Consider the following 19,967-nt stretch of genomic DNA (forward strand, 5'->3'; position numbering starts at 1 on the left):
AGAGGGTTTGTTTTCACCACTAAGTTTTGGATTACCTTTTCCTGCCTTTTCTGCCGGCGGCTTTTGTCGTTTTTCGTTTTTTTGCTGTCTGCTTTCATTCGACTGCAAATAAATCACCTCCTGCTTGTATTCTTGTTTTAAATGGCCAGCTTCATTCGCTCCATATTGTCGAAGGCCCCTATAAATTAAGAAAATTACACTTTCTTTGCCGATTCCCTTCTAGTTTTGTCAACCTAGAAGGGCTTTTTATTTAAAAAAAGAATAGTAACAGGTATAGAATGGGAGGGGTCAGCATGATCAATAAAAGTGTAGCAACAGAAGAAATTTTAAGTATGATAGCTGAAATCAGTACCAGTCTGGATCAATTGGAAAATGCTTATGGTGAGACCATGAATACGGCTCGTTGTAAGCTATGGGCGGAGCAGCACAATTTAGTGGATGACGCACAGGAAGCGATGGAGAAAGCCGGGGATTTCTTGGTTGAGACAGAAGAAATAAGCCGACCTTATCCCGTTAAATCAATAAAATCAATGATGGTACCCAAAATTTTAGCAGAAGTTTAAGTGTATAAGTATGAGTCGCTAGAATTTCATTTTTTCATCAATTCGATTATACTGTTGGAAACATGCTACGGAGGAATTCATCGTGCAAAAAGAGAAACTTCAAAAATTAACCGAACAATTAATACATTACGTAAGTCAAGCGAATGAAATTTATGAAAGTGTTCGAAAGGAAGGAATAGAAAAAGACTTCTTTACGGAGGTCAAGCCGTTTGCCGATCAAGTCCAAGCAAATTGTGCGGAATGGGAGCATGGTATAAAAGAGTGGATGAAAGAAACGCCATTCAAACATCTATTTCCTGAGCAAATCGAACAAACGGCCAATAATCTTTCGGATGTCGCGGTTCAGGCATTCTTTCCGAAGACCAGCTATAAACGGTTTAAAAGCCATGTTCAATCCATTGAGTATATCCTTCACAATGTGAAATCAGAAGTGGACAGATTACTATCATGATCTTCCAAACACTAAAATCCTCTTTTTTCATATAATAATGGAACCATGTCAGGAAAAAAGAGGAGACGCATAGAACATGATGAGATCGGATTATAATCCTGTCTTCCCTAATCAAGAGCAGTACCCGCAATCCATGCCTGAATACTGGGGGGGATATCAGCAACCAATGCCGTACCCTCAGCAGTCACCCATTCAGGACCCGAATATGCACCATTACTCTCCCCAGTATAATGGAGGCTTGGTGCCACCCTATCAAGACCCATACCAGCAACCTGCCTTTCCATCCTACCAACCGGTGCCACAACAGGCCATGAATACAGGGGCGGCCCCGGGCAGTAGTGTAATGCAGCCGATGCCACCGAATCAGACAATGCCACCCATGTCACCAATGCCACCTATTCAACCTATGTACCCCAACCAACAAATGCCTGTCAATCAATACATGCCAAAACAAACTCAAGGCTTCAACCCTTTTGATAACCCGCTACAGCCGACGAAACGACCTCCGCAAATGCAACAACAAGTTTATAACCCATATCCAAAACAACAATTCATGCAAAAGCAGCAGCCTTCGGGAATTAAGTCTGTCATGAACCAATTTAAAACACAGGACGGATCGATGGATATTACAAAAATGATGAATACAGCTGGACAAATGATGAATACGGTCTCTCAAGTTTCTTCGATGGTCAAGGGAGTAGGGGGGTTCTTCAAAGTTTAGATGGGTAAAATAAAAAAGTAGACGTAAAAGTGACCCAGCCACTTTTTACGTCTACTTAAGTTTGCCCTAATTCAATCGTTGATCTCAATTCGATTCCCTTTCACTTTAGGCAGATTAAGCGTTAGGATGCCATCGCGATGCCTAGCCCTTACATTTTGTTCATCGATTGGTTTTAAAAAGGAAATGGTTTTTGTTAACTGACTAGATGATTGCGTATTTTGAATGAAGCCTGGGGGTTGGCGAAACTTTTCCCCTACTTTGGACTTCGTGGAGATGGTCACGGATTGTGGCAATAAATCGATGGAAATTTGGCTCCTGGGAATACCGGGCAAGCTTGCGGTAAGGATATATTCCGAATTTGTTTCATCAAGATAGATGGGGAAAGTTTGTTCTTTAGCTGAGCCAAAGAATCCGTCCAGGGACTGTAGCATGCCTCTGGCGGGCCTTTCAGAGAACAAACGATCCATTTTGTTAATGAAGTGGGTAAAAGGTTCTTTTCTTTCTTGGGGTTGATCATTCTTTTCAAAAGGGGTCATCACGGTCCTCCTATCTAAAAAACTCCTTTGCCTATAGGCTATGTAGAGGCTAAAGATGTGTGAATGGACATAAGTGGTTTAGATATAGACCCACGGGGAATAACAATATTAAACATAATCTTGGGGATGGGGGATTGAAGATGACTGGAAGCAGTAATTTATCATACATAGATCGAGGCGAAGGAAAAGATACACTATTGTTTATTCATGGATTTTGCGGGAGCCATGAATATTGGCAGAAGCTAATTCCAAACTTGCAGAAAAAGTATAGAGTCATTGCGGTCGACCTGCGTGGCCATGGAGCAAGCGAATCGAATGTAACATCTTTTTCTATTGAAGATATGGCTGAGGATATTGCACTCTTTTTAGAAGACCAGGATATCGAGCAGGTATATTTATTCGGGCATTCTCTAGGAGGCTATATAACTTTGGCCTTTGCTGAGAAGTTCCCGGAAAAATTGAACGGATTCTCACTTATTCATTCTACTGCTTTTCCGGATGATGAGGGAGGGAAGGAAGGGCGCATGAAGGCAGTTGAAAAAATTGAGGCTGATGGTATGCCGCCTTTCATTGATGGACTCATCCCTAAGTTATTTGCGGATTCCAATGACCCTCAAATCGAGCAGGTTAAGAGGATTGGATATCAAACGAGGGAAACAGCGGCAATTGGATCGTTACATGCTATGAGAAATAGAAAAGATAAAAATTACGTCTTACAGGATACCAAGCTACCAGTCCTTTTGGTCGCAGGTGAAAAGGATAAAGTCATCGCCCCGGAAAAGACCTTTTCCATAAAGGGTAAGAATATAAAAGAGGTAGTCCTAGAAGGATGCGGCCATATGGGAATGCTTGAAGACCCTGAAAGGCTTGCGAGTGAATTTGAACATTTCATTGAAGAAGTCAAATAGTAGAAGGTGAAAATTTTATCAATTGGTGAAAGCTAAAATTACACTAACTATGGACCTAAGCAGTTTTAGGTCTTTTTTTGTTTGGCAGTATATCCCAACTGGTCAACCAAACGTTTATTCGGTAAACTATTATGTACAAAGAGGTGACTAGTATGATTGGAAAGAAATCACTTTCGGAATTAATAAAAGAATTAAGGGAAAATGAAAATATCATTAATTGGCATGAAATTGAACCGCGGGAAGCGAAGACGAGACCGTTGCCTTCCAGCGTTGACGATAGAATTAAAAATGCTTTGCAAAAAAGAGGGATTGGTGACCTGTATAGCCATCAATACACAGCATATGAAACATTGAGGAAAGGAGAAAATATTGTAGCCGTAACCCCTACGGCTTCGGGAAAAACACTATGTTATAACCTTCCAGTGTTACAATCCATTGCAGAAAATGGGGAAAACCGTGCGTTGTATATTTTCCCGACTAAAGCTCTAGCCCAAGATCAGAAAAGCGAACTGAACGAGATAATCAGTGAAATGGGGATAGACATCAAAAGCTACACCTACGATGGGGATACTTCGCCTGCCATTCGCCAGGTGGTGAGAAAGGCTGGTCATATCGTGATTACAAACCCGGATATGTTGCATTCGGCCATTTTACCGCATCATACAAAGTGGGTGAGTCTCTTTGAAAATCTCAAGTATGTCGTCATTGATGAACTCCATACATATAGGGGCGTGTTTGGAAGCCATGTTGCCAATGTCATTAGAAGGTTGAAACGAATCTGTAAATTTTATGGAAGTAATCCGATCTTTATATGTACATCCGCTACAATCGCCAACCCGAAGGAATTGGCGGAGCAGCTAACTGGTAATCCCATGCGCTTAATAGATGATAACGGAGCGCCTAGCGGTAGAAAACACTTCGTTTTTTATAATCCGCCAATTGTTAATAAGCCCTTGAACATCAGGAAAAGTGCAACTGTAGAGGTTAACAACCTAGCAAAGGAATTCTTGAAGAATAAAATCCAGACCATCGTTTTTGCTCGTAGCCGAGTTAGAGTGGAAATCATATTAAGTCATTTGCAGGACCTCGTGAAAGGTCAAATCGGGTCGAAATCCATTAGGGGCTATCGCGGAGGATATCTCCCAAAACAAAGAAGGGAAATAGAACGGGGCTTAAGGGAAGGCAATATTCTAGGTGTTGTCAGTACGAACGCTTTAGAATTGGGAGTGGATATAGGGCAGTTACAGGTATGTGTCATGACAGGATACCCGGGAAGTGTGGCGAGTACATGGCAACAGGCTGGGAGAGCAGGGAGAAGGCATGGGGAAGCTTTGATACTGATGGTGGCAAGTTCTACCCCCATAGAACAGTACATTGTACAAAATCCAGAATACTTTTTTGACCGTTCTCCTGAGTCGGCCCGGATTAATCCGGAAAACTTAATTATTCTGGTTGACCATTTAAAGTGTGCCGCTTACGAACTCCCTTTTAAGGAAAATGAAGAATTTGGTCCCTTGGATGTGAAAGAAATTTTGGAGTATCTAGTGGAAGAAAGGGTTATTCACCAAAATGGTGATACATTCTACTGGGCCAATCAATCTTTCCCGGCTGGAAATATCAGTTTACGGTCTGCGTCCCAAGAAAATGTCGTTATAGTCGATCAATCAGAAACGGCAAATGTAAAAATAATCGGGGAAATGGATAGGTTTAGCGCTATGACACTCCTACATGATGAGGCAATTTATTTACATGAAGGAGTCCAATATCAAGTTGAAAAACTAGATTGGGAACATAAAAAGGCATATGTGCGGGAAGTGGACGTGGAATATTACACAGATGCAAACTTAGCCGTACAGCTAAAAGTACTGGAAATAGATAAAACAGTCAATACGAGGAAATCGTCAATCAATTATGGCGATGTTACCATCAATATCTTACCAAGCATCTTTAAAAAGATAAAACTAACGACATTTGAAAACATAGGTTCAGGTCCCATTTACTTACCAGAGGAAGAACTGCATACTAGCGCAACTTGGTTGGAAATAAAAGAAGTTGATTCCACACTTGGCGAAAAAACACTGGAGCAGCTCCTACAAGGGGTTGCTAATGTTTTGGGACACGTAGTTCCCATTCTTGTTATGTGCGATAGGAATGATATCCATGTCGTTGCCCAAATAAAAGCGGCACATACCCAGCTACCCACTATATTTATGTACGATCATTATCCAGGTGGAATAGGGCTAGCTGAAGATGTTTATAAGCGTTTTGACCAGGTGAAAGAGGCAGCGAAGAATCTTATAAGAAAATGCCCATGCAAAGATGGGTGCCCTTCATGTATAGGGACTGAAATAGAAGGGGTACGTGCCAAAAAGAGAAGTGTGGAGTTGCTAGACCAATTTTAGTTGAAAGAAAGAACGAGTTAATTTTAAAGCTCTCCGGATGTTGAACCTGTATTTTCGGTAAAACCATTCAATGGCCGGATTACATGAATAGAGGTGTAGCTTTTTGTCATTGAAAAATAAACTGAATCGCCTGAAGACCCATATGAACCATGAAACACAAGATAGACAACCACTGATAAAGGAATGCGACGACATGGTGAAAACTGACATTCCATTTCTTGAAAAGTGGCTTGGAAATGACACGAGTGCCTACCATTTTGATGGAGATTATTGCTTCGTCCGTGAAGTTCGTTATCCCTTGGAACATAAACATGGTTTGTATTCGTTCCTGGAGTTGAAGGGGATAGTAAAGGCATGGAATCAATCTTCTGTAGAGCACCCCTTGTCTGCTAAAGGGATTAAGGGCGAAGATCTCTTTTTCTTTGATACGGAAACGACAGGACTAGGTGGTGGGGCAGGCAACACCATCTTTTTACTGGGTTACGCTTATTTTGAAGGGGATGAAGTCGTCGTCAAACAGCATATCCTGCCCCAGCCTGGTAGTGAGGTCCCGCTTTACCAAAGCTTTCTTGAGAACATCAATTATGAAACACTTGTTACGTATAATGGAAAGGCATTTGACTGGCCACAGTTAAAAACAAGGCATACCTTGATAAAGGAACATGTCCCGAAGCTTCCGGAATTCGGTCACTTTGATTTATATCATGCTTCAAGACGGCTCTGGAAAGATAAATTAGAACGAGTGAAATTATCTGCAGTGGAAACGGACATTTTAGGGTTTGAACGCGAAGATGATATCCCAGGGTACTTGGCACCAATGATTTATTTCGATTTTGTTGAACGGAAGAATCCGGACATTCTTTTTGGGATCATGAAACATAATGAATTGGATATTTTATCGCTAATCACCTTGTATATTCACTTGTCCCGAAAAATCCTACAAATGGACGGATATACGGAAGAATCATTGGAGATTGCCCGTTGGTTCGCCTACTTAGGGAAAAAGGAAGACTCTGTGGAGGCGTATGAAAAAATAAGGGAAGTCGGAAATGAGGAAGACCGGATCTCGGCAGGTCATGCAATAGCTTTTCAGAAAAAGAAACAAGGGAAATTTGACGAGGCACTTACAATCTGGAAGGAAGTAGCGTTAAATGGGATACCTCGGTTGAGGATTCAGGCTCAGATTGAATGCGCAAAAATTTTGGAGCACCAATCCAAGAATCCCGCTGCTGCCCTTACTTGCACCAAGAAGGCATATCAAGAAATGCTGGAAATGGGCAATGGGAATAGGCTGAACTTGGAGAAAAAACTTTTGGAATTAGAAAAAAGGATGTTGCGGCTTGAAAGAAAAAATAGACTCCTACAATAAAAGCTCTAATGATTAATAAGTAACTACCAATTGCCAAATTCTTCTTGTGATAAAAATGTAGTAAACAAGTATTGTAGCCTCAAGTCATAATGTGTAAAATGATAGTCGTCGAGGATGAATGTAGAAACATCCATCCGTTCAATAAATTTAATAGTGAAAGCGGAGCGAAGAAATGTATAAAACCACATTATTTCTATTTTTTGTTGTCCTATGTTTGACGATTGTTTTATTTACATCATTAAAAGATAGTTTTTATTCTTTTTTATAAAAAGCACGAGGTAAAGCTGCCCACATAAGATGAAAGGTAGTTTGAATTTTCCTTGATTATTGGATTAATTGATATAAATAGGTTATTTCATCAGTACACGTCTACCCTTTTTTTCATAGTCTGTAATGGTAAGGCAAAACTTATCTTGATGAAAGGGGACGAATTATATATGTATTTTCGTAATTGTGGGGGATATCACTCAAATGTAATGGGAGCACACTCAAATGTAATGGGAGCACACTCCAATGTAATGGGGGCACAATCCAATGTAATGGGAGCACACTCCAATGTAATGGGGGCACAATCCAATGTGATGGGAGCAAAATCCAATGTAATGGGGGCACAATCCAATGTGATGGGAGCGCAACACTATCCGACTGCTGTTTCTCCAGTACATGGTCAAACCCAGGCTCTTCCTACGCAAACGGCACCGGCACAAGTATCTCCTACTCAGCAATACGTAAACACAAATGTATCTAATACAGTGATTCCTGTTATTCACCCATCTCATACAACAACGGTTAATAAACATTGCAACACATATAAACACTATTTCCCGCATACTCAATCTGTAGTGAACGAGTGTTACACTCAAAACTTGATTTGTGGTATGCCGCCAGTCAATCCTTGCTGCCCACCTAGGCAATTTGGATACTGAAAAAATTAAGGGCCTAATAAGCCCTTATTTTTCTTACATAATGTCTGAAAGGGGGAGTGGTCTTTAGATGAAGGTTTTGTATCTAACTGGTTATAAAGCATTCGAATTAGGGATATTTAAAAATGATCATGAAGGCGTACAATACATAAAAAAAGCGATTAGGCAACGGCTCATTCCCTTAGTCGAGGATGGACTTGAATGGGTGATCATTTCCGGCCAGTTAGGATCGGAGCTATGGGGGGCTGAGGTGGTATTCGAGGTGAAAGAGGAGTACCCTTCCTTAAAATTGGGTGTGCTTACTCCTTTTTTGAATCAGGAAGAGTCATGGAATGAGACGAATCAGGATTTCTACCGTTCCATTTTGACACGTGCCGACTTTGTCGAATCAATTTTCAAGAAGCCTTATGAAGGACCACAGCAGTTGAAAGTTAAAAATCGTTACATGGTCAAGAAAAGTGATGCCATGTTGATTGTTTTCGATCCTGAAAAGGAAGGATCTGCAAAATATCCATATTATGAAGCCATGAAAAAAGCGGAATCCCTAGCCTATCCCATTTACCAGATTAGCTTTGACGATTTGCAGCAAGTAGCGGAAGAGGATAACTGGGCTAACGATTAAACCATAAAGCAATAAATCATGGACTAAATGTTGTTTCCAGAGCATAATCATATTATGATGAAAATTAGAAACAAAAGGTAGTCCTGCAAGTCGTAAAAAATTTGTCCTTATTTTAAATAAAAATGTGTTTGTTTGACAAATCCAAGCAGATTTGAAAAAATAATAAAAAGTCGATTGTATTGGCGAAAGTATTGAGGTGAAGTCTTATGCTATCCGATAAGATAAAATTAACGGCTAAAGATATTCTTGAAAAAGATTTTAAAACGGCTATGCGAGGTTATAAACCTGAAGATGTAGACCAGTTTCTAGATCTTATCATCAAGGATTATGAAGTGTTTCATCAGGAAATTGAAGATCTTAAACAAGAAAATCTTAAATTGAAAAAACAAACCGAAGAGAATCCGAAACGTCCGAGTCAACCTGCTCCAGGAGCAACTCCTGGTACTACAAACTTTGATATTTTAAAACGGTTATCCAACTTAGAAAAGCATGTCTTTGGAAATAAACTGTTCGATTAATTGCTTGGTTTTATTTCTTTTTTGAAATTGTATTGTGTTTTATTTGTTTATGGGTTATAATCATTAATGTTATGTTAACGTTTGGGTAATTGCTGCTGCATTTATGCAGTTGAGGAAAGTCCATGCTCGCACGGGCTGAGATGCCCGTAGTGTTCGTGCCTGGCGAAAAAATAAGCTTGGGCAGCAGTCTTTGACTGTTGACGGCCGGGAAAATGCCTAAGTCCTTTTGGATATGGCATGAATACCTATAAAAGTGCCACAGTGACGGAGCCTTTGCAGAAATGCAAAGGGTGGAACGAGGTAAACCCCACGAGCGAGAAACCCAAATTAATGGTAGGGGCGCTTTCTTCCTTGGAATTGAACGAGGAGAAGGACAGAAGCATTGCTTCTGTAGATAGATGATTACCGCCGAAGTACGAGACGCAAGTCGCTTGCAGTACTGAGGAACAAAACATGGCTTACAGAACGTTACCATATAACAATTAAAGAACAACTCTCCTTGTGAAAGGAGAGTTTTTGTTTTGTTTATGAAATTTTATCTAATCTAAATATGTCAAAACAATGTCGGATTTCCCCTTCTTAACACTACGTGTGTAAAATACTTTATCATGGAAGTATAAACTAGTGTACTATCGGAGGTTTTCAACATGAGGGATATGCAGGTTGGTTTTCCGGAAGTGTTTTCATTGGCTGATACCATGCTGCAGCAAATGCAGGAGGGGGCTTTGGTCTATACTGAAGAAGGATTAATTATCCAATGGAATAAGGCGGCGGAGAAAATTATCGGATACTCTGATTTTAAACAATGTGGCCATTTATTTCCTTCTTTATTTGCCAGTGAGCATGAGGTTGAAATGATGAGTAAGGAATTACGAAGTAGTCAATCCTATACTGGCTCTCCAATTATGATCCGTAAAAATGGAGAGCGATTTAAAAGTAAAATGAAAATTAGTGGAATCTCATTAAAGGGACAAATGTTTTACTCTGTTATTTTTGATCATCATGATTTTCGGGTAAGGGAAGAAACAGAAAGGATCCTTGCTGAAAAAATTTTCATGAATATTGAAGAGAGTGTCTTATATACGGACAAGCATGGTGTCATTCTATCCGTGAACCCAGCCTTTCAAATCGTGACAGGATATACAGAAGAAGAGGCAGTTGGAAAAAAGCCAAATATTCTTCAATCCGGATATCATAAAAAAGATTTTTATGATGCCATGTGGAAAGAGATAGGGGAATGTGGAAGATGGAGCGGAGAAATCTGGAATAGACGAAAAAATGGTGAGGTTTTCCTTGAGTGGTTAACGATTCTTGCCATTACGAATGAATCTGGAGAAGTCACACACTATGTTGCGTTGTTTTCTGATATCACCGATAGGAAGCATCAGGAAAATCAACTGCAAAAACTGATTCGGTATGATGCTTTGACAGGAATGGCTAACCGTTCTTTATTGAATGAAGAGCTGTGCCGCTTAATCGAAATGTCTGAAAAATACAATCAAACACTCGCTGTGTTACACTTAGACCTTGCACGATTTAAAGCGATTAATGAAACACTAGGTCATGGATATGGGGATTTATTGCTGAAAAAAGTTGCAGCAAGAATAAAGAGAATGTTGAAAAACGAAAATGTGATTGCACGAATTGGCGGCGACGAGTTTATCATTGTCTTGCCCCATTTAAAGCATGTAAAAGAAGCTGTCCACGTCTCTGAGGATGTCATTTCAACACTCAAACAGCCTTTTTATTTATATGACGAAGAGGTATATACATCAGTTAGTGTAGGAATTAGTTTATATCCCTTTGATGGCTCACAGGTTGAAACATTATTAATAAATGCTGAAAAATCGTTACAAAAAGCGAAGGCCAATGGGGTTAATAGCTTTGAATTATATCATGAAGATTTACAAACGGGGAATGATACCCGGAGAAGAACAATAGAAAATAGGCTACATACAGCAATCGAAAACAACGAGCTTCAGGTTCACTATCATCCGCAGGTCCATCTTGAAACAGGGAAAGTGGTGGGTGTGGAAGCACTCCTGCGTTGGAGTGTTCCTGAATTAGGACAGGTTTCTCCTGCCGAGTTCATTCCTATTGCGGAAGAAACGGGACTGATCATCCCAATCAGCCATTGGGTCATTAAACAGGCATGTGAGGAAATTAGAAAATTCCATATTTCTGGGTATCCTGATTTAAAGGTAAGTATCAATATATCAGGATTGCATTTCACCCAGGAAAACTTTGCGAAAGAAGTCATTGGCCTCATACAAGACACTAACATCAATCCCCATCGTGTGGAGTTGGAATTGACCGAAAGCATAATCATGCCTAATGCCCAGAATTCGATAAAAAAATTAGTCGCACTCAAGCAACAGGGATTTAAATTGTCCATTGATGATTTTGGGACTGGTTATTCATCATTGAGTTACTTGCGAAAATTCCCTATTGATACTCTTAAAATCGATCAAAGTTTTATTAAAAACGTAGATAATGACAAAGATGACTCGGCAATAGTGATAGCGATTATTACTATGGCTAAGACGCTTAATCTGGAAATCATAGCAGAAGGCGTGGAACTTAAAAAGCAAGTAGACTTTTTGAAAACGCAAAAGTGTGATATCATTCAAGGGTTTTACTTGTCAAAACCGTTACCCGTTACTGAATTGCATGACTTTTTGGAAATGTGGAAACCGATTTTGATTATAGGAAAGAAGGTGCATGACGAATGAAACAATTCGATATTATTGCAACATCAGCAATGGGATTGGAATCTATTGTTGCAAAGGAAGTCCGTGACTTGGGTTACGACTGTGAAGTTGAAAACGGAAAAATTATGTACAAAGGGGACCAAATGGCCATAGCCCGCTCTAATTTATGGTTACGTAGTGCCGATCGTGTGAAAATTAAGGTCGCTGAATTCAAGGCGTATTCCTTTGATGAGCTGTTTGAAAAAACCAAAGCCTTGAATTGGGAAGATTACCTATCTGTAGATGTTGAGTTTCCAGTCAGCGGTAAATCAGTTAAATCCCAGTTGTATAGTGTTCCTGATTGTCAGGCCATCGTGAAAAAAGCGATTGTCGATCGATTGAAAAGTAAGTATAAGCAAGTTTCCTGGTTTGAAGAGACAGGCCCATTATTTAAAATTGAAGTATCGATTTTAAAAGATTTAGTAACACTTACGATAGATACATCAGGAGCTGGATTACATAAACGTGGCTACCGCACTGGGCAAGGTGAAGCACCTCTTAAAGAAACCTTGGCGGCAGCGTTGGTAATGCTCACGAACTGGAAACCAGATAAACCATTCATCGACCCATTCTGTGGTTCCGGGACGATTCCTATTGAAGCGGCATTGATTGGACAGAATATTGCTCCTGGATTTAACCGTGACTTCATTTCCGAAACCTGGTCTTGGATGGATAGCAAGGTTTGGGATGAAGCGAGAACCGAAGCTGAGGATTTGGCTGATTACGATCAGTATTTGGATATTTCAGGATGTGATATTGATCACCGCATGGTCGAAATCTCAAAAGCCAATAGTTTCGAAGCAGGTCTTGGAGATTTGATTGATTTCAAGCAAATGCAGGTGAGGGATATCTCGACGAGGAAGGAATATGGCGTCATTGTGGGGAACCCACCATATGGGGAACGTCTTGGTGAAAAGAAAGCCGTTGAGCAGATGTATAAAGAGATGGGAGAGGCATTTAAAAAGCTTGATACATGGTCTATTTACATGATTACCTCAAACCCGGACTTTGAACAGTTTTATGGGAAACCAGCTACGAAAAAAAGGAAGCTGTTCAATGGATTCATTAGGACGGACTTTTATCAATATTGGGGAAAAAGGCCGGCAAGACAACCTAGAGGCGAATAAGTAGGTATAATATAATATAAGATTTTGAAAAGTCAGGACATTTTATCTAAAGTGGGTTCTATTCTTGATTATCCCTTCCATTTCTGTTATTCTGATAGTGAATTATTTTTGTTCAGATTTAAGGAATACCTTATTAATCAGTGAGCAAGGATAGTAATATAATGTGTGGCAAACACACTAGGAGGCAACAAAAATGGAACAAGGTAAAGTAAAATGGTTTAACGCAGAAAAAGGTTTTGGATTCATCGAACGCGAAGGTGGAGACGATGTATTCGTACATTTCTCAGCTATCCAAGGAGAAGGTTTCAAAACACTTGAAGAAGGCCAAGATGTTACATTTGATGTAGAACAAGGTCAACGCGGACCGCAAGCATCAAACGTAAACAAAGCTTAATTCAACCTTATAGTATTTACAGACAGGCTCTCTAGGGAGTCTGTCTTTTTGTTTTTTCGCAATCCCTAGCAATATAAACACCATAGTACATAAAACTTTTTAATAGCCATGACAAAATACCTTGACTATGTGAAGGAATTGAAGGATAATATACTTTTGCCTAGATATATTTTAAAACCTGAATTCATATACTTAAGATAGATAAAAGGGGAGACCAGGATGCTAAAAACACTGCCTTTTTCGGTAACAAAGGAAGATTCTTTTTATGATAAGCTTTCAGAATGGATGGGTGATGTTTTTTACGATATTCTTCCCGAAAAAGGATTCGAGCTACGCGACGAACAAATATTCATGGCTTTTCAACTAGAAAAGGCCTTTAAGGAAAAAAATATAAGTTTCGCAGAAGCTGGTGTAGGGACGGGTAAAACATTGGTTTATCTGTTATATGCAATCTGTTATGCCAGATACACCAATAAACCGGCAATCATTTCCTGCGCTGATGAGACTTTGATTGAACAACTCGTTAAAGAAGAAGGCGACATACAAAAAATAAAGAGCGCCTTAGGTATTGAAGTGGATGTTAGGCTTGCGAAATACCACGATCAATATGTATGCCTAAAGAAGCTGGATCATGCTGTGAATCATGAGGATTCTGAGGGCATCGATCAGCTATTTGATGAACTCCCTAAATTTGTGCATAACAATTCATCTATGAATGCTTATACGCCTTATGGGGATCGTAAACAATATCCATACCTTAATGATGAAGATTGGTCTAAAGTAGGCTGGGACCAGTTACAAAATTGCTTTACCTGTGATAAACGTCAGCGTTGTGGACAAACACTTTCCCGTGATCATTACCGGAAATCAAGTGACTTAATCATTTGTTCACATGATTTCTTCATGGAACATGTTTGGACGAAAGATAAGCGCAAGCGTGAAGGACAACTACCGTTATTGCCAGAACATAGTTGTGTAATCTTCGACGAAGGTCATTTACTCGAATTCTCTGCACAAAAGGCTCTAACATATAAAGTGGGTGAACAAACCCTCGCTTCAGTTTTGGAGTTGTTAACAGCTAATCAAGTGCGTGAGGAAACGCTGTACATCATAGAAGATTTAATTGATATAAACGAAGAGTTTTTTGATTTGCTCGACGAAAAGGCAATTCATGTAAGTGGTTCAAACCGATATGAAATACCGATGTCGAAAGAAATCACCAATTTTGCTAAAAGACTTCATGAAAAGGTGGAAGAACTAGAAGAAAGCCTTGTTTTTGAATCGGAAATGTATACGATTAACGACTATGATTTGAAAGTCACTGAAGAGTATTTAGAACAGTTGGGATACTCACTTTCTCTCTTCGTGAAAGATGAACAAGCCGTTTCGTGGTTTGAAGAAAATGAAATGACTAAAACGTTGGTCATCATGCCTAGACTTGTCCAGGATATTTTATCTGAACAAGTATTCTCGAAAAAAATTCCATACATTTTTTCATCAGCGACCTTATCCGATAATAAATCATTCCAATATATTGCGGATAGCTTGGGGATTAAAAAGTTCGATAGCTTCTCGGTTGAATCTCCATTTGATTATGAAGAAGTGATGAAGATGAACATGCCGACCTTTGAAAAAGGAGATCGGTTAGCTAAACTCAATTATACAATGGGAACAATCGAGGAGAACAAAGGACGGACACTCGTATTGTTTCAATCAAAAGAAGAGTTGCTTTGGTTCAAGGAGAACTGCAGGAAGGGTGATTATCCTTTCTATTTTGAAGGTGAATCGGAGATTAGCGACCTTGTTAAAAAGTTTCAGGAAGAAGAGCATTCCGTTCTGTTCTCCTATCATTTATGGGAAGGCCTGGATGTACCGGGAGATTCATTGCAGAATGTAGTGATACACTCCCTCCCATTCCCGCCACATGATCCTGTATTCGAAGCTAAGAGGAACTCGGTCACCGATCCATTTGAAGCCGTTGACCTCCCGTATATGCTTCTTCGTTTACGTCAGGGTATTGGACGTTTAATCCGGACCAGCAACGACTCTGGAACTGTACAAATACTGATTGACAATGATTTATCAAATCAAGTTAAAGAAAAAATCATTTCTGTCCTTCCGGTATCTCTTTAATAAAAAAACATGTTAAGGTCCAAGGGAAATCCCCTTGGACCTTTTATGAATTCAATTCGTTCTGATGTGATTTTCCCTTGTATAATATGGTAAAGTGTAATGTGAAAGGGGATGTTTTATTTGACAGGTAGCGTGGAGCAAGTAGAAAGAGAATTTAAAGAATACGTCAAGAAAATATCGGCATATAACGAGGCGCTTGCACTCATATTCTGGGACTTGCGTACGGGAGCTCCCAAAAAGGGTGTGGAGCAACGATCTGAAGTGATTGGGGTGCTCTCCTCTGAAGTTTTCAATATGACCACAAGTTCCGAAATGAAGCGGTTTATTGATGAGCTCACAACAGAGAAAGCAGAACGAAAACTTAGTGAAGTAACGATGAAAATGGTACAGGAATGTAAGAAAACCTTTGAGAGAAATAATAAGATTCCAGCAGATGAATATAAGGAATTCGTGATATTACAATCCCGTTCGGAAAGTGCGTGGGAAGAAGCAAGGGAAAAAGCGGACTTTTCTATATTTGAACCTTACCTTGAAAGAGTTGTCGCCTATACTCGTAAATTTGTTGAATATTGGGGATACAAGGACCAGCCATACGATACTTTGTTAGATATGTATGAACCGGGTATGACCGTTGAGATCCTAGATCGAGTATTTGGTGAGCTTCAGGCGAGCATCGTTCCCTTGGTCAAGCAAATTGCCGATAGTAAGCATCAACCTGGGACAGATTTCCTTTATAAGGAATTTCCTAAGGAAAAACAACAGCAATTCAACCACGAAGTTTTAAAACAAATCGGGTACGATTTTAAGGCTGGTAGGCTTGATGAAACCGTCCATCCATTTGCAACTGGAATCAATAGAGGCGACGTTCGTGTTACGACCCGGTATGACGAACGTGATTTTAGAGGCGCAATTTTTGGCACCATCCATGAGTGTGGCCACGCTATTTACGAGCAGAATATTGCTGAGGAGTTAACGGGTACACTTCTCGATAGTGGGACTTCGATGGGAATCCATGAATCTCAATCTTTATTTTTTGAAAACTTCATTGGCCGAAGCTTAAGTTTCTGGAAAAACCAATATTCGCTTTTAAAGGAGTTTGCTCCCGAGCAGTTCGCGGATGTTGCACTTGAAGATTTCTATCGTGGAATTAATGAATCGAAGCCTTCTTTTATCCGTATTGAAGCCGATGAGTTAACATACCCACTACATATCATGATTCGCTATGAATTGGAAAAGGCTCTCTTTAATGGTGAGCTTGAAGTGAAGGACTTACCAAGTGCATGGAACAAAAAATACGAGGAGTATCTGGGTATCATACCTGAAGATGATGCAGTGGGTGTTTTGCAAGACGTCCATTGGTCTGACGGAAGTTTTGGGTATTTTCCATCCTATGCACTTGGCTATATGTATGCCGCTCAATTTAAACATGCGATGCTGCAGGATTTACCACAATTTAATGAACTTTTGGAAGCGGGTAACATTGAACTTATCAGGAATTGGCTTAACGAAAAGGTCCATAAATTCGGTAAGTTGAAAAAACCCTTAGAGATTTTGAAAGAAACAACGGGGGAAGGTTTGAATGTGCAATATTTAATCGAGTATCTAGAAGAAAAGTATAAAGCGGTTTATAAAGTTAAATAACATGGATAAAGTGAAGCCTTGGCAACTTGCCAAGGCTTTCTTTAATCACCATAATTTAAAACCCTTTGAACCTGGTGGGGCATTTTGAATGATATCAATAAATGGAATGGTATAGGCGAAAAGAATAAGTGCTGCGGTTATTCCAAGCCATAATTTCCAGTTTTCAAAAACGAGAGAAATCGTTGCATCCTCATTTGATTCACCTACTGGGAATTCTTCATTTCCCTTTGGAGCAAAGAAGGCCAATTGGATGAAAATAATAATATATAAAACGATTCCAATAAATAGTATGGTTCCACCGATTGCCTGGGCGATTTGATAAGGAATCCACTCAAGTGCCTGTGCTGACTCCCCATAAGTAGAAAAAGATGAGCGACGAGGTGCACCCAGTAGTCCGGCAATATGCATAGCCCCAGACATGATGGACATTCCGATTGCCCAAAAGATACCTTGAATGATGGCTAATTTATTAAGTTTTTTAGTCAATATCCGTCCAGTCAAATGAGGAACCAGCCAATAAGAAATGCCGAAAAAAGTTAGAATTACTGAAGTGGCCAATGTTAAATGAAAATGTCCCGTTACCCATATGGTATTATGAACAACCTGGTTCAATTGGTTCGATGCATTGACAAGTCCCCCGGCTCCAGCTGGGACGAAAGCCACCATCCCGATAAAAGGAACGGTAAAACGGGCATCGCCCCAAGGGAGTTTTAGGAACCATCCGAATAAACCTGTAGCATTTTGTGAACGTCCGTATTTTTCAAAAGTGCCGAATAAAGAAAAAGCAGTCATTAAAGAAGGGATTACGACCAAGAAAGTTAATGCAACTTGTATATATTTCCAAACAGGATCTATTCCTGGCTCAAGCAATTGATGATGAAGCCCGACAGGAATGGAGAACAACAGAAATAAAATAAAAGACATCCTCGCTAATGAATCCGAAAATATTTTACCGCCAATGATCTTAGGAATCACTACATACCAGCACATATAGGCTGGTAGCAACCAGAAATAAACAAGTGGATGACCAAAATACCAGAACAAAGTCCTGCTTGCTAAAATGTTAATCGAATCAACCCATCCTAAAGACCAAGGAAGAAGCTGGAACAAGACGGTGATAGCGACCCCTAACGTGGCTACGAACCATAATAAAGTATTGACCACAGCCATGAAACTTAATAAGGGGCTGGATTTTCCCTTGTTATTTTTCCGCCATTTATGGTATGTCACCAATAGGGAGCCACCGCTAAACCAACTGCCAACGATGACAAGTGTCAATCCCCCATAGAAAATAGGATGGGCTTGAAGTGGGGCATAAAAAGTATAAAGGACGGAAGCTTCGTTTAATAACACCATAAGAGCCGCCATTGCCGTTCCAACTGTCATTGTCCAAAAACCAACCCAGCCTGAGAATCTTGCCCATTTGGTTAAAGGTCCTATGGTTTTACTGATTGCTGAAAGATGAAACCCCAAAATGAAGAAGGTCGTAAGAATTAGTGCGAGTAAAACGCCATGGACAGTAAGTAGTTGATAATAGGTTATTCCTGCAGGCAATTCGACTTTGCCTGAACGTACAAGTGTTTGAAGGAGTCCCGCAAAGCCCCCTAGTCCCAAGGCAATGATGGCAACATAGAAATGTGCCATGGAAAGCTTCGCATCAAGTGGGTGAATTTTTTCGTTATCAATAGCTTTTGTCATTTTGAAACCACCTCAATTTGAGAGCTCATCATATGGTGACCAACTCCGCAGTATTCATTGCATATAATTAGGTTTTCCCCCACTTTATTGAAAGTAGCGGTATATTCACTGACATAACCAGGTTCAAGCATCATATTGACATTTGTCCCGGCTACTTCAAATCCGTGGATGACATCCTTGGTTGTCGCAATGATTTTGACAGTCGCCCCCTTTGGAATCTCCACCTTTGCTGGGCTGTACGAAAAAGCCGAAGCCACAAATACTAATTCATAATCCCAATCCTTTCCGTCTACTTTATGTAATCCGGGATCATTGAAGGGGGCAGTGGTATCAACCTTTTCAGGGTCGATGGTTACTAAACAGCTTGGTGGCTGGTTCCCTAAATAGAAAGCACTTACCCCTAGAACTGTTAAGAAAATGAGTAGGGCGACCGTTCCTAAAATGAGCCAAATCTTTTCAAACTTATGCATATGCATCATTTATCCTCCTCACTTAACCTAAACGACCCGTAAATAAAAAATAAATGCTGACCCAAATCACTATTAGAAAAATTCCAAGTAGTAAAACCGAAGCGAGTGTGCCTTTCAAATCAGAATCTTGTTTTATTTGTGTTTTGTTCTTGCCAGTAGGTTCGGACATTTTTTCACACCTTTCCCATTAGAAAAAAATAGAGTAACTAAGCTACTTAATCATACAAAAGTACCAGATGAATAGTAGCTGTTTTTTCTCATTTCACAAATTGTTCAATCATTGTCTTAACAAGTTGGAAATAGGGGAATATTGAACGTTAAGGAAAGTGTTGGTTTGAAAGGAAGGCGTATTGTGAAAGTATTGTGAAGTTTATGAACTTGCCATTTATATTCCATACGAAAGGATATCTCCAAAATATATTTTTTGAATTTTCAAATAACACGAATGATAAACTATCATTTTAATTTAAAGTTCGTTTTTTTATCAAGTTTTTCTTTTCAAATTGTGAAGGCATTGTTATAATTCTTGTATTATTAAAAATAAATTTTTTTCACTCGTATAATCGCAGGAATATGGCCTGCAAGTTTCTACCGGATTACCGTAAATAATCTGACTATGAGTGAGTAATAGATCTTGTCGCGACTTGAAGGGACTTTATATATCCTTTTTCATGAATGCCCAAGAAATATTGCTTCACTCTACTATGTGATGCAATGTTTCTTGGGCATTTTTCATTTACC

17 protein-coding genes, 1 other RNA gene and 1 riboswitch are annotated in these 19,967 nt (G+C 39.7%); of the genes, 15 read left to right on the forward strand and 3 right to left on the reverse strand.

Features of this window, described 5'->3' with window-relative positions; genetic code table 11:
• Positions 1–293: 293 nt before the first annotated feature.
• The 3 genes from ACIQXR_RS02075 (at position 294) to ACIQXR_RS02085 (ending at position 1,735) form a co-directional block, all read left to right on the forward strand.
• A complete protein-coding gene (locus tag ACIQXR_RS02075) occupies positions 294–563 on the forward strand; it encodes a hypothetical protein (protein WP_402869107.1) in 270 nt (89 codons plus the stop codon).
• An 82-nt stretch (positions 564–645) separates the two neighbouring features.
• Positions 646–1,014 carry a YppE family protein gene (locus ACIQXR_RS02080; RefSeq protein WP_402956741.1) on the forward strand — a complete coding sequence of 123 codons (369 nt, stop codon included), beginning with the start codon at positions 646–648 and terminating at the stop codon, positions 1,012–1,014.
• 76 nt (positions 1,015–1,090) lie between these two features.
• Positions 1,091–1,735, forward strand: a complete 645-nt coding sequence (locus ACIQXR_RS02085) for a YppG family protein (RefSeq protein WP_402869102.1) — start codon at positions 1,091–1,093, stop codon at positions 1,733–1,735.
• Between the two features lie 71 nt (positions 1,736–1,806).
• Here ACIQXR_RS02085 and ACIQXR_RS02090 read toward each other — a convergent pair whose 3' ends face one another.
• Positions 1,807–2,271 (reverse strand): Hsp20/alpha crystallin family protein, encoded by a 465-nt coding sequence (locus ACIQXR_RS02090; protein WP_402869100.1) that lies wholly within the window; start codon positions 2,269–2,271, stop codon positions 1,807–1,809.
• Positions 2,272–2,411: 140 nt separating this feature from the next.
• Here ACIQXR_RS02090 and ACIQXR_RS02095 point away from each other — a divergent pair, with 140 nt between their 5' ends.
• From ACIQXR_RS02095 to ACIQXR_RS02150, 12 genes are all read left to right on the forward strand, one after another.
• Complete coding sequence (locus tag ACIQXR_RS02095; protein WP_403079393.1) at positions 2,412–3,179, forward strand: alpha/beta fold hydrolase; 768 nt, start codon at positions 2,412–2,414, stop codon at positions 3,177–3,179.
• A gap of 155 nt (positions 3,180–3,334) precedes the next feature.
• Positions 3,335–5,581, forward strand: coding sequence for a DEAD/DEAH box helicase (locus ACIQXR_RS02100; RefSeq protein WP_403079469.1), 2,247 nt, complete (start codon positions 3,335–3,337; stop codon positions 5,579–5,581).
• A gap of 103 nt (positions 5,582–5,684) precedes the next feature.
• On the forward strand, positions 5,685–6,950 hold the full coding sequence (locus tag ACIQXR_RS02105) for a ribonuclease H-like domain-containing protein (RefSeq protein ID WP_403079395.1): 1,266 nt from the start codon (positions 5,685–5,687) through the stop codon (positions 6,948–6,950).
• Positions 6,951–7,387: 437 nt separating this feature from the next.
• Entirely contained in the window at positions 7,388–7,876 is a 489-nt protein-coding gene (locus ACIQXR_RS02110) for a CotD family spore coat protein (RefSeq protein ID WP_403079397.1), read from the forward strand.
• 67 nt (positions 7,877–7,943) lie between these two features.
• Positions 7,944–8,495 (forward strand): SLOG family protein, encoded by a 552-nt coding sequence (locus ACIQXR_RS02115; protein WP_402869092.1) that lies wholly within the window; start codon positions 7,944–7,946, stop codon positions 8,493–8,495.
• A 206-nt stretch (positions 8,496–8,701) separates the two neighbouring features.
• Positions 8,702–9,013, forward strand: coding sequence for a cell division regulator GpsB (gene gpsB, locus ACIQXR_RS02120; RefSeq protein ID WP_402869090.1), 312 nt, complete (start codon positions 8,702–8,704; stop codon positions 9,011–9,013).
• A 77-nt stretch (positions 9,014–9,090) separates the two neighbouring features.
• Positions 9,091–9,479, forward strand: an RNA gene (gene rnpB / locus ACIQXR_RS02125) — RNase P RNA component class B.
• Positions 9,480–9,660: 181 nt separating this feature from the next.
• Positions 9,661–11,745 (forward strand): sensor domain-containing protein, encoded by a 2,085-nt coding sequence (locus ACIQXR_RS02130; protein WP_403079398.1) that lies wholly within the window; start codon positions 9,661–9,663, stop codon positions 11,743–11,745.
• A complete protein-coding gene (locus tag ACIQXR_RS02135) occupies positions 11,742–12,890 on the forward strand; it encodes a THUMP domain-containing class I SAM-dependent RNA methyltransferase (protein WP_402869085.1) in 1,149 nt (382 codons plus the stop codon). Before ACIQXR_RS02130 ends, ACIQXR_RS02135 begins: the two co-directional genes overlap by 4 nt.
• Positions 12,891–13,083: 193 nt before the next feature.
• On the forward strand, positions 13,084–13,284 hold the full coding sequence (locus tag ACIQXR_RS02140; protein ID WP_034307871.1) for a cold-shock protein: 201 nt from the start codon (positions 13,084–13,086) through the stop codon (positions 13,282–13,284).
• A gap of 219 nt (positions 13,285–13,503) precedes the next feature.
• Entirely contained in the window at positions 13,504–15,417 is a 1,914-nt protein-coding gene (locus tag ACIQXR_RS02145) for an ATP-dependent DNA helicase (RefSeq protein ID WP_402956753.1), read from the forward strand.
• 120 nt (positions 15,418–15,537) lie between these two features.
• Entirely contained in the window at positions 15,538–17,058 is a 1,521-nt protein-coding gene (locus tag ACIQXR_RS02150; protein ID WP_403079400.1) for a carboxypeptidase M32, read from the forward strand.
• Positions 17,059–17,103: 45 nt separating this feature from the next.
• On the opposite strand, the gene ACIQXR_RS02155 is transcribed toward ACIQXR_RS02150, so the two are convergent.
• Complete coding sequence (locus ACIQXR_RS02155) at positions 17,104–18,756, reverse strand: b(o/a)3-type cytochrome-c oxidase subunit 1 (protein ID WP_403079402.1); 1,653 nt, start codon at positions 18,754–18,756, stop codon at positions 17,104–17,106.
• On the reverse strand, positions 18,753–19,232 hold the full coding sequence (locus ACIQXR_RS02160) for a cytochrome c oxidase subunit II (protein WP_402869078.1): 480 nt from the start codon (positions 19,230–19,232) through the stop codon (positions 18,753–18,755). Before ACIQXR_RS02160 ends, ACIQXR_RS02155 begins: the two co-directional genes overlap by 4 nt.
• Before the next feature lie 529 nt (positions 19,233–19,761).
• A riboswitch (purine riboswitch) is annotated at positions 19,762–19,863 on the forward strand.
• The last annotated feature ends 104 nt before the right edge of the window (positions 19,864–19,967 follow it).

The sequence above is a fragment of the Peribacillus sp. NPDC097224 genome (genome assembly GCF_044761985.1).
Taxonomy (GTDB): Bacteria; Bacillota; Bacilli; order Bacillales; family DSM-1321; genus Peribacillus.

Coding starts and splice junctions, on each gene's coding strand:
- ACIQXR_RS02155 (WP_403079402.1), bottom strand. CDS start 18,756: ATGACAAAAGCTATTGATAACGAAAAAATTCACCCACTTGATGCGAAG.
- ACIQXR_RS02160 (WP_402869078.1), bottom strand. CDS start 19,232: ATGCATATGCATAAGTTTGAAAAGATTTGGCTCATTTTAGGAACGGTC.
- ACIQXR_RS02110 (WP_403079397.1), top strand. CDS start 7,388: ATGTATTTTCGTAATTGTGGGGGATATCACTCAAATGTAATGGGAGCA.
- ACIQXR_RS02075 (WP_402869107.1), top strand. CDS start 294: ATGATCAATAAAAGTGTAGCAACAGAAGAAATTTTAAGTATGATAGCT.
- ACIQXR_RS02140 (WP_034307871.1), top strand. CDS start 13,084: ATGGAACAAGGTAAAGTAAAATGGTTTAACGCAGAAAAAGGTTTTGGA.
- gpsB (WP_402869090.1), top strand. CDS start 8,702: ATGCTATCCGATAAGATAAAATTAACGGCTAAAGATATTCTTGAAAAA.
- ACIQXR_RS02095 (WP_403079393.1), top strand. CDS start 2,412: ATGACTGGAAGCAGTAATTTATCATACATAGATCGAGGCGAAGGAAAA.
- ACIQXR_RS02135 (WP_402869085.1), top strand. CDS start 11,742: ATGAAACAATTCGATATTATTGCAACATCAGCAATGGGATTGGAATCT.
- ACIQXR_RS02130 (WP_403079398.1), top strand. CDS start 9,661: ATGAGGGATATGCAGGTTGGTTTTCCGGAAGTGTTTTCATTGGCTGAT.
- ACIQXR_RS02085 (WP_402869102.1), top strand. CDS start 1,091: ATGATGAGATCGGATTATAATCCTGTCTTCCCTAATCAAGAGCAGTAC.
- ACIQXR_RS02145 (WP_402956753.1), top strand. CDS start 13,504: ATGCTAAAAACACTGCCTTTTTCGGTAACAAAGGAAGATTCTTTTTAT.
- ACIQXR_RS02090 (WP_402869100.1), bottom strand. CDS start 2,271: ATGACCCCTTTTGAAAAGAATGATCAACCCCAAGAAAGAAAAGAACCT.
- ACIQXR_RS02115 (WP_402869092.1), top strand. CDS start 7,944: ATGAAGGTTTTGTATCTAACTGGTTATAAAGCATTCGAATTAGGGATA.